Genomic DNA, 10,003 nt, shown 5'->3' with positions numbered 1-10,003 from the left:
TTATGTTTCACCTGGATAATGCCTCTTCCGTTCCTGATATGCCCGCCATTAAGCCGGTGTTATTTACCGAGCGCCGCTGGTTTACTGAAGGCGGTGACGGTATTCAGCCGAGTTATCCGGGCGCGGACTGGTTTAACGCCATTCAGGCGGAAATGCTGAATGTGCTGGCGCTGGCCAATATCACGCCGGATAAAAATAAGCTGGACCAGTTTGCGCAAGCCATCCGTATTTTCTCCTCGGACTATATGCTGCCGCCGGGAATTCCACTTCCGTGGCCGGGGGCAACAGCGCCGACCGGCTTTATGCTGATGCTGGGTCAGAGCTTCGATAAAACAACGTATCCGCGCCTCGCTGTCGCTTATCCCTCCGGCGTTCTGCCGGACATGCGTGGCCAGACTATTAAGTTTTTACCCACCTCCGGGCGGGCGCTGCTGTCTTATGAGGCTGACGGTGTGAAGGCTCACGCACACACCGGGAGCGTGGCCTCCGCCGATCTCGGAACTGTGGCGACCAGCAACTTTGATCACGGCACAAAGGCCACCAGTTCGGATAACGAGCATGACCATGATGGCGGCATGTTAGCGCCGGGGGAAGCCTGGGACCCGGACTACGTCGTCGGGTCGGATAACGACTCACACCGCACCCGTAACAAAACCAGCAAAGCACCAGCCCACGGACATACCGTTAATATCGGTATTCACGGCCACACCGTTTATATCGGCCCGCATGCTCATGCCGTGACTATCAACAGTACCGGCAATACGGAAAACACCGTCAAAAATATCGCCTTTAACGCCATCGTGAGGTTAGCGTAATGTCATTCGAATTTTCTCAAAGCCCGCAGGCCATCTGGCTTTATCAGTACGACGTCGATGGCGTTTATATCGGCTCTGTTTTTATGACTATTCCGGCGGGCACAGGCTTGCCTGCTAATACAACGCATATTCCCTGTAAGCCGGAAAAAGGTCAGACCGGTATATTTAAAAATGGTGACTGGGAATATGTGACCGATATTCGCGGGACACGTTTCTGGAATAATCACGGCACCGGTTTTGTTATTTCGTTCCTGAGTGAATCTCTGCCTGACTGGGCCATTACCATTGAGCCGCCGGTCGCTGATCTCGGTTATGTTCTGTTGTTCGCTGATGGCCAGTGGATGCAAATCGAAGACAGGACCGGCCAGATTTACTACGAGAGTGACGGCACGAAACATACCGTCTCTGACGCATGGTTCACGCTACCTGATGACTGCACGTTTGTGGCCCCACCAGAGGATAAAACGACGTTCGTCACCCGCTGGAACGGGGCTGAGTGGGTTTATCTCAAAGACCTGCGTGGTCAGGTTATCTGGAACACCGCGACCCGTGAGCCCCTGACCATTACCGATATTGGCCCCGTTCCCGAAGGCTACACCCTCAAAATGCCGGGGCAGTTCGATGAATGGGATGGGTCAGCCTGGGTGAAAAACGTAGAGGCCGAACGGGTTTATCTCATCGCTCAGGCTGACCGCCAGAAGGCGAAGCTGCTCTCTGAGGCTTCGGAGCAGATTTCGCTGCTGAGCTATGCCGTCAGCAGCGGTCAGGCCACTGATGATGAAACCGCGCAGCTGGCACGCTGGGAGGCTTATCGCCTCGCGGTGAGCCGCGTGGATACCACTGCCACTGATATTGTCTGGCCAGAGAAGCCGTAAGGAGTCGTTATGTACCATCTCGACAACACCAGCGGCGTCCCGGAGATGCCGGAACCGAAAGACCAGCAATCCGTTACTCCTCGCTGGTTTGGTGAAAGTCAGGAACAAGGCGGGATAAGCTGGCCTGGCGCAGACTGGTTTAACACTGTACAGGCTGAACTCCTGAACCTGCTGGCAGCAGCAGGCATAGAGCCGGATAAAAAGTCTTATGATCAGTTGAGTAAGGCTATTCCGGTACTTGGTGACGCCAAAATCAGACGCGATCTCGGCCTTGAAGACGGGTTTAAATACAACGGTAGTTGTCCGAGTATTGCTGCCCTCAGAGAAATTGAACCAACGCGACCGGGGCAGCCTATTCTGCTGGAAAAAGCGGGTGAAGGTTGTCCCGTCATTAACGAAATTTTGTATCACGACCCTTATGACACCACATCACCTGACGATGGCGTGTCAGTTTTCGTCACGCCGGGGGGCGCTCGATGGAAAGCGAATATTGGTTACGGTTATAACCTGTTTCTGGCCGGACTCAAAAAAGATGGTTCCAATTTTTCATCTGTGGCTAACGCGGTAGTCAGTGCCATTATTGACAAGATAATCGCTAACGGACGGGTTAATAACGTTATGCGCATGATAGTGATGCCAGCCGTTAACGGTATTAACGTTCTGAAAATCACTGAGGCAGTCAAATGGCCCAGCATTATTTCGTTTGTTTTTTTCGGTAGTGTCACCTTTGACGCATCCGATTTCACAACAGACGATCCCCTTTACTATCAAAACAGCGCCTTTATCGGGCGCCTTACGGCAGAGATGTTCCGGGAGGGGACTAACCCACCTGATGTACCGGGTGCCAAAAACCAGGCAACTGGTCGCGGTGGCATGACTTGTATTGGTGGTGAAATCAACCTAATCGGTCCTGGTGTCAGACTGGATGCCAACGGAAATCCGACGGTAAAAACCTACGGTATTGTGTTTGGCAATGATACCCCCTGCGATATGGACGTGCGTGATACGTGGATTGAGAAGGTCAATGTCATCGGTTTTTACTGTTCGCACCGATGGGGAACCTACTATACGTTCATGTGTCAGTTTCGTGACTGTAACTTCAGCCGGAATTATCACGGTATGTATGTGCCGAAGGATTTTTATAATTTCGGCGAAGATATGCGTTACCAGCACTGCACATTTGGTAACACAACCAAGCATGCCTTTCTAATTGAAGGCGGCGGTGAATTTAACCTGGAAGGAGGTACCCGAATAGATTTCGTCGGGGGCAATATGATTAATTTCGGCGCGTATTCCCCTGGGGAAGTAAAATTCCTTTCCGGTCACATTGAGGGTATTCAGGGCAGAATCGTGGCGAAAGAATCCCCTCAGAGCTACTCACAGTCGACCGTCTACATTGCAAAAGGTGTCCACAAGAATGTCCGCAGAACGCTGGCGGGTTTAGGTTACGAATATTACGGGATTTACCAGGAGTATGAGTGCCCGAGTTCCATGTATGGTCAGGCACTGAAGGTAACCGATGAATCTTATACTATGGGTCGCCACGGGAATAAGCCATGCACCCCATACCCGACTCTGGCAGGGCCGCCCAGTAATTCGGGCGTCGATTTAACAATCCCTGAAACTATTGATAAAAGAACCCCGTTTCCGAACAGTTATAGCCCTGCGTGTTCGAACCGAATCAACAACGTTCTCGGCTTTACTGAGTTAAGTACAGGTGAAGTTGCTGACAATCTTCTCTCGACCGACTATGCATGGGCTGCTCTGAAGACCGGCAATGCATCATGCAGGTACGGTACGATGTCAGATCCAATGCTGGACGGCTATATGTCGTTTGTTATTACTCTGACTGACCCCTCAGAGGTCGTGCAATTGTTCTGTACCAACGAAGGTAGAGCGGAGTCAGGACTGCAAAAAATGTGGGGAACAGCTTCTGTTCGTATTGCTGATGCCGTTGGCGACGTTATGGTTTCGGTCGTCATGGCCAGCTATCTTCGTAACAGTATCAACGCCGTGCAGGATCAAACCACTAAGCTTATTACAGCAACAAGCACGCCTATTCGGAGAACAATTACTGAAAGCGCTGCAATTAACATGACTTCTCAGAGGCAAGGGACAAACATCACGTCGGCTGATTTTCAGGCCATGCTGCCACAAAGTGCTACAAGCTATTGGCAGGGTAACGATTTTATTCATGCAGGTCTGAAGGTGACGGGTTATGTCGGGAAGATTTACCTTGCATTACCAATGTTCTACTTCGTTAAAAGGTGATAAATGCGCTACTACATCTACCCATCAACAGTGAAAATTGATGATCGTGTCGTCAGGCTGGAGATAACTACTGTACAGCGGGATGTTCGTCTCTTTGCTGAGTTTGAATGCGATGACATCCTTGAGGTTGCCCTTAAGGGGCAGGCTGCATTATTTAACGAGAAGTTCGATACTTCTGAGACCATTCTGACAATTGTCGATTAATCCTTTTAGCGCTAAAGCGTTTCGTACCTAACCAGCAAAGCGGTTTTCAGTATCAAAAGAATTTTTTATTCGATGCTTTGCTGGTATCAATTTTATCTCAAAACGGTATCAAAAAATTTCGCGCGCTATACCCCATTCCGACCTGAGCTTCGTGATGCTATGGTTGCCGCCAAAAGTGAATATTAAGCGCGTTTTATGCTTGACCCTGACGTTACGTCAGGCAGCAGAGTAGCGGACCTGGCCACAGAGAGGAGCAGTCATGTTAATTCAGGTGGGAGAGCTGGCGAAGCGCGCCGGACTGACGGTGCGTACGCTGCATCATTATGAACAGACGGGGCTGTTAACGCCTTCGGCCAGAAGCGAGGCGGGCTATCGGCTCTATAACCTGTCAGCGGTTCAGCGCCTGCATATGATAAAGGCGCTGGCGCAGACCGGGCTGACGCTCGCCACCATCAAGGACTATCTCGATCGGCAAACGCTGTCGCTGCCTGAGCTGCTGACGCAGCAGATAGAGACGCTGAATGACCAACTGCGTGATGTCGCCAGGCTGCGCGACCGGCTGTTGGCGCTGCGCGAGGCGCTGGCGAGCGGCAATGAACCCGATCTGGAGTCCTGGCTACAGACGCTGGAGTTAATGAAAATGTACGATCGTTGGTTTAGTCAACAGGAGTTAGCCGCGCTGCCGTTTGCGGCACAGGATGAACAGCGCGCCCAGGCGTGGCGCGAGCTAACGGAGGAGGTGCAGACGCTGATGGCGAGCGGCTGCCCGACGGACAGTCCGCAGGCGATGAGTCTGGCGACGCGCTGGATGGAGCGCCTGGAGCAGGATACGGCCGGGCGCCCGGAGTTTCTGACCCGCCTGAACGCGATGCATGCCGCCGAGCCGCAAATGGTTGAACAGACCGGCGTCACGCCGGCCATCATCGCCTTTATCACCGAAGCCTTTGCCGAAAGCAAACTGGCCATCTGGGCGCGGTATCTCGACGATGAAGAGATGGCGTTCACCCGCCAGCACTATTTCGACCGGCTACAGGAGTGGCCAGCGCTGGTGGCGAAGCTGCATCAGGCATGTCGGGAGGGTATAGCGCCGGATTCAGCGTCGGGTCAGGCGCTGGCCCGGGCGTGGCTTGAGCTGTTTCAGTCCTACGCCGGTACCCGGCCGCAGACGTTGCAGAAGTTTCGTCGGGCAATGGAGCAGGAGCCGCATTTGATGAAGGGCACCTGGATGACGCCGGCGGTGCTGAGCTGGCTACAACAGGCGACGGGGGCGTTGATGCGGCAGGCGCAGGGGCCTGCCGCCGGGTGATCACAGGTCAGCCAGCGCGGCCTGACGATCGGGGTAGAAGCTCAGGCGGCCTGGCAGCGGCTTGACGCCGGCGCGCGCTAACGTGCGTAGCGGCTGAAACTCGAGGTTAGATACGCGCAATTCACAGCCTTCCGGCAGCTTGTTCACAAAGCGCTGGAAGGCATCCAGACCGCCGGCGTCGAGAACCGGCACGGCGTCCCACTTCAGCACCACGATGCGCTTGCCGGCGATCCGGGTCTCCAGATCGTTGAATAAACCTTCGGCGGCGGCAAAGAATAGCGGACCGATCACCCTCAGCACCAGCACATCGTCTGGCACTTCGACGTTGACCGGCGCCAGATGCGTCATGCGCGCGATACGGCGCATAAACAACAGCGAAGCCAGCACGATCCCGACGCTGATGGCGATCACCATATCAAACAGCACCGTCAGCGACATGCACATCAGCATCACCACGATGTCGTCCTTCGGCGCGTGGCGCAGCAGATTGATGACTTTATGCGCCTCACTCATGTTCCATGCCACCATCAGCAGCAGGGCGGCCATCGCCGACAGCGGCAGCCAGGAGAGCAGCGGGGCGAGGATCAGCAGCGCCATGATCACCAGCAGGGCGTGGATCACGGCGGCAACCGGCGATGTGGCGCCGGCGCGCACGTTCGCCGCCGAGCGGGCAATCGCCGCGGTGGCGGTGATTCCGCCGAAGAACGGCGCAACGATGTTGCCTAGCCCCTGGCCAATCAGCTCGCTGTTGGCTTTATGCTTGGTACCGGTCATACCGTCGAGCACCACCGCGCACAGCAGAGATTCAATCGCGCCGAGCATCGCCATGGAGAAGGCGGCAGGCAGCAGCGCCTGCAGCGAAGCCCAGCTCAGGGTAAAGCTGGAGCCCGGCATATCCCAGGGCAGCACCAGCTGCGGCAGCAGCTGCGGAATGCCGTTGCCCTGAGTGCCGTCCGCCAGCTGATAGTGAAACTGCGAGCCGATCGTCGCCACATCGCCGCCGAGCAAGTTGACTACCAGCATCACCGCGCAGCCGGCCAGCAGCGCGGGGAGGTGGCCCGGCAGACGGATACCCAGCCGCGGCCAGAAGATCAGGGTGCCGAGGGTGACGACGCCGATGGCGGCGTCCCCGACGTTAATGGTCGGCAGGGCCATCGCCAGCGCGGCCACTTTCTGCAGATAATGCTCCGGCACATGGGGCATCTGCAGGCCGAGAAAATCCTTAATCTGCATGGTACCGATAGTGATACCGATCCCGGAGGTGAAGCCGAGGGTGACCGACAGCGGGATATATTCGATCAGGCGGCCAAAGCGCGCCAGGCCGAAAAGAATTAAAAAGATCCCCGACATCAGCGTCGCCACCAGCAGCCCCGCCAGGCCGAACTGCTGGGAAACCGGATAGAGGATCACCACAAAGGCGGCGGTCGGGCCGGAAACGCTAAAGCGCGACCCGCCGGTTAAGGCGATCACAATCCCTGCCACCGCTGAGGTATAGAGGCCGTACTGCGGCGGCACACCGCTGCCAATCGCCAGCGCCATCGCCAGCGGAATCGCAATGATCCCGACGGTGATCCCGGCGATCAGGTCACGCGTGAAGCGGGCCGTGGTGTACTGTTCTTTCCAACAAGCGTCGATGAGGGCGCGGAAAGGCATCACATGTGAGGAAAATAATCTGTTCACAATAATGTTTCATCCATGAGCGCATCATCTGTCAACTAAATGGCAGGTGAAGGAGGCATTGATCATTTCCACGTCATCTTTCGGGATGCCTCTGTGTTGGCTGCGTTCATTTACCCCAGTCACGTACTGCCTGTACGCTCCCGGGGATTCATTCACTTGCCGCCTTGACGCATGCCGAATGATGTTGTGGAAGAATTAAAAATGCAGAGACAAAAAAACCCGCCGCAGCGGGTTTTTGTGCTCGGCTCGATTAATGTTCGAACATAGCAGAGATTGATTCTTCATTGCTGATACGGCGAATAGCTTCAGCCAGCATACCGGAGAGCGTCAGAGTACGCACTTTATCCAGCGCTTTAATTTCTGGTGCCAGCGGAATGGTATCGCAGACGACAAATTCATCGATCACAGAGTTTTTGATGTTCTGGATTGCGTTGCCGGAGAAGATTGGGTGCGTCGCGTAAGCGAATACGCGTTTCGCGCCGCGCTCTTTCAGCGCTTCTGCCGCTTTACACAGGGTGCCGCCGGTGTCGATCATATCGTCGACCATCACGCAGTCACGACCAGCGACGTCGCCGATGATATGCATCACCTGGGAGACGTTGGCGCGCGGACGACGCTTGTCGATGATGGCCATATCGGTATCGTTCAGCAGTTTAGCGATAGCGCGAGCACGAACTACGCCGCCGATGTCTGGAGAAACCACGATCGGGTTGTCCAGGTTCAGCTGCAGCATATCTTCCAGCAGGATTGGGCTGCCGAACACGTTATCAACTGGCACATCGAAGAAGCCCTGGATCTGTTCTGCGTGCAGGTCAACGGTCAGCACGCGGTCAACGCCGACGCTGGACAGGAAATCCGCCACCACTTTCGCGGTGATTGGCACACGAGCAGAACGAACACGACGGTCCTGACGAGCATAACCGAAGTAAGGGATAACGGCGGTGATACGACCTGCCGAAGCACGACGCAGAGCATCAACCATAACAACCAGTTCCATCAGGTTGTCATTGGTGGGAGCACAAGTGGACTGGATGATGAAAATATCACCACCGCGTACGTTTTCATTGATTTGTACGCTGACTTCGCCGTCGCTAAAACGACCTACAGCGGCGTCGCCAAGAGAAGTGTACAGGCGGTTGGCAATACGTTGTGCTAGTTCCGGGGTGGCGTTACCAGCAAAAAGCTTCATATCAGGCACGAGAAGAACCTCAGGCATGCGTCCAGTGGTGGATGAATGGGCCAATAATGTGCGGGCTGGCGCCATTCGATCCAGTCGGTGTATTTAAAGAGCACGATGCAACGTCTGGAACAGGGTGACGTTGTCACCGTAACTCAATTTCCCCGGCTGACTCATGATCGTTGCGCCATCACAGCGCAGGAATCAGAGCAGGGCCTGCTTGAGCGGCGAAAGATTGACTCCGCGCGCCACAAAGCCATTTAGCCATGCCGGGGCAGTGTCCAGCACCTGACGGGCAGCGGATTCGGTGTTAAATTCAGCAAACACACAGGCCCCTGTGCCGGTCAGGCGTGACGGCGCATATTCTAACAGCCAGGAAAGCGCGGCATCAACCTCGCGAAAACGTTTTCTTGCGATAAGCTCGCAATCGTTGCTGAATTCACAATTTAATAACGTATTAATTGACCGGCGCGGGGTATTTCGTGGTAGCTCCGGGTCGCGAAAAATGATCGGCGTCGGAATACTGACGCCTGGATGAGCCACCAGGTACCATTTTTCCTCGGGCTCCACCGGCGTGAGAATTTCACCCACTCCCTCGGCAAAGGCGGCATGGCCGCGCACGAAGACCGGCACATCGGCCCCCAGCTGCAGACCAAGGGTCGCCAGCTCATCTTCCGAAAGCCCGCAGCCCCAGAGATGGTTAAGCGCCACCAGCACGGTGGCGGCATTGGACGAGCCGCCCCCCAGGCCGCCGCCCATCGGCAGGCGCTTATCGATACTGATATCGGCGCCGCTGCCCGCCGGCAGGCGGCCGCTTTCGCCGGCTGCGCGCATCAACAGACGCGCGGCGCGAATAATCAGATTTTCTTCATCCGGTACACCGGCCACCGGCGTCAGCAGACGCAGTTCGCCGTCAGCGCGCGGTTCGATGGTCAGCGTATCGCCATAGTCGAGGAACTGAAACAGCGTCTGCAGGGTGTGGTAACCATCGGCCCGCTGGCCGGTGATATATAAGAACAGATTCAATTTTGCAGGTGAGGGCCAGCGGCTCATCATTTCACGATCCAGTTATCCATCTTCAGCTTGATGCGCTGGGCGCCATTGTTTAGCTCGACATTAGACGGCAGGGCTGGCTGGGTATCGGTGGTGTAGCCGCCGTAGGTGACGTGCCAGGTTTTGCCGTTTTGCGTGTAGTTCAGTTCGCGCAGACGGTACCGATCGTCCAGCGAATAGTCGGTGGCGTCACCCGGCAGGCCGATGATCCACTGGCGCAGGCTGTTCAGCGGGATCGGCATCCCGGTCAGGCGGCCAATCATCTCTTCGGCATCGGTGGCGGTATAGGTCTGGCCTTTGTTGTCGATCAGCTGCACGCTGCCCGGCTGGGCGGTCAGCGACAGCTCGGTGCTGCCCAGCGGGTTAGTTAGCAGCAGGCGATAGCGGTCCTGACCGGTTTGCTGCCAGAAGAAGCGGGCATAGACTTTTTGCTCGTCGGAGAGATAGGCAAACGCCCCGCGGGTCTGGAACTGGTTGAGGCTGCGAACAGCCTGCTGGTGCTGGCGCCACTGCGGCGAATCTGGGCTTTTGCCAGGCCCCTGGGGGGTATGAACAGAACAAGCGGTCAGGACGAGGCTGGCCAGCGGCAGCAGGCGGAACAGTCGATTCATAATGATGACAA

General features: G+C 55.8%; 9 protein-coding genes. 5 read left to right on the top strand and 4 right to left on the bottom strand.

The window, feature by feature from the left end:
* Positions 1-2 precede the first annotated feature (2 nt).
* The 5 genes from MKS11_RS12370 to MKS11_RS12350 all read left to right on the top strand — a co-directional run bounded on the left by MKS11_RS12370 (position 3) and on the right by MKS11_RS12350 (position 5,471).
* A complete protein-coding gene (locus tag MKS11_RS12370; protein ID WP_230798405.1) occupies positions 3-815 on the top strand; it encodes a phage tail protein in 813 nt (270 codons plus the stop codon).
* A complete protein-coding gene (locus MKS11_RS12365) occupies positions 815-1,690 on the top strand; it encodes a tail fiber assembly protein (protein WP_284109551.1) in 876 nt (291 codons plus the stop codon). The genes MKS11_RS12370 and MKS11_RS12365 overlap by 1 nt, the downstream gene beginning before the upstream one ends.
* Positions 1,691-1,699: 9 nt before the next feature.
* On the top strand, positions 1,700-3,961 hold the full coding sequence (locus MKS11_RS12360) for a hypothetical protein (RefSeq protein WP_284109550.1): 2,262 nt from the start codon (positions 1,700-1,702) through the stop codon (positions 3,959-3,961).
* A 3-nt stretch (positions 3,962-3,964) separates the two neighbouring features.
* On the top strand, positions 3,965-4,165 hold the full coding sequence (locus MKS11_RS12355; RefSeq protein ID WP_284109549.1) for a hypothetical protein: 201 nt from the start codon (positions 3,965-3,967) through the stop codon (positions 4,163-4,165).
* Between the two features lie 259 nt (positions 4,166-4,424).
* Positions 4,425-5,471, top strand: coding sequence for a MerR family transcriptional regulator (locus MKS11_RS12350; protein WP_023318571.1), 1,047 nt, complete (start codon positions 4,425-4,427; stop codon positions 5,469-5,471).
* Here MKS11_RS12350 and dauA read toward each other — a convergent pair whose 3' ends face one another.
* The 4 genes from dauA to lolB all read right to left on the bottom strand — a co-directional run bounded on the left by dauA (position 5,472) and on the right by lolB (position 9,992).
* Positions 5,472-7,151 carry a C4-dicarboxylic acid transporter DauA gene (dauA, locus tag MKS11_RS12345; protein WP_004203219.1) on the bottom strand — a complete coding sequence of 560 codons (1,680 nt, stop codon included), beginning with the start codon at positions 7,149-7,151 and terminating at the stop codon, positions 5,472-5,474. It lies immediately after the preceding gene.
* 250 nt (positions 7,152-7,401) lie between these two features.
* On the bottom strand, positions 7,402-8,349 hold the full coding sequence (prs, locus tag MKS11_RS12340) for a ribose-phosphate diphosphokinase (RefSeq protein WP_002910407.1): 948 nt from the start codon (positions 8,347-8,349) through the stop codon (positions 7,402-7,404).
* A gap of 183 nt (positions 8,350-8,532) precedes the next feature.
* Positions 8,533-9,381: a 4-(cytidine 5'-diphospho)-2-C-methyl-D-erythritol kinase gene (gene ispE, locus MKS11_RS12335; RefSeq protein WP_072140567.1), complete on the bottom strand. Its 849-nt coding sequence runs from the start codon at positions 9,379-9,381 to the stop codon at positions 8,533-8,535.
* Positions 9,381-9,992 (bottom strand): lipoprotein insertase outer membrane protein LolB, encoded by a 612-nt coding sequence (gene lolB / locus MKS11_RS12330; protein WP_004203216.1) that lies wholly within the window; start codon positions 9,990-9,992, stop codon positions 9,381-9,383. Before lolB ends, ispE begins: the two co-directional genes overlap by 1 nt.
* Positions 9,993-10,003 lie beyond the last annotated feature (11 nt).

This window comes from Klebsiella sp. K5-45 (genome assembly GCF_030128605.1).
Classification (GTDB): domain Bacteria; phylum Pseudomonadota; class Gammaproteobacteria; order Enterobacterales; family Enterobacteriaceae; genus Klebsiella; species Klebsiella quasipneumoniae.
This window is presented reverse-complemented; position numbering and strand designations above follow the sequence as displayed.

Coding starts and splice junctions, on each gene's coding strand:
- MKS11_RS12370 (WP_230798405.1), top strand. CDS start 3: ATGTTTCACCTGGATAATGCCTCTTCCGTTCCTGATATGCCCGCCATT.
- MKS11_RS12365 (WP_284109551.1), top strand. CDS start 815: ATGTCATTCGAATTTTCTCAAAGCCCGCAGGCCATCTGGCTTTATCAG.
- MKS11_RS12360 (WP_284109550.1), top strand. CDS start 1,700: ATGTACCATCTCGACAACACCAGCGGCGTCCCGGAGATGCCGGAACCG.
- MKS11_RS12355 (WP_284109549.1), top strand. CDS start 3,965: ATGCGCTACTACATCTACCCATCAACAGTGAAAATTGATGATCGTGTC.
- MKS11_RS12350 (WP_023318571.1), top strand. CDS start 4,425: ATGTTAATTCAGGTGGGAGAGCTGGCGAAGCGCGCCGGACTGACGGTG.
- ispE (WP_072140567.1), bottom strand. CDS start 9,381: ATGAGCCGCTGGCCCTCACCTGCAAAATTGAATCTGTTCTTATATATC.
- lolB (WP_004203216.1), bottom strand. CDS start 9,992: ATGAATCGACTGTTCCGCCTGCTGCCGCTGGCCAGCCTCGTCCTGACC.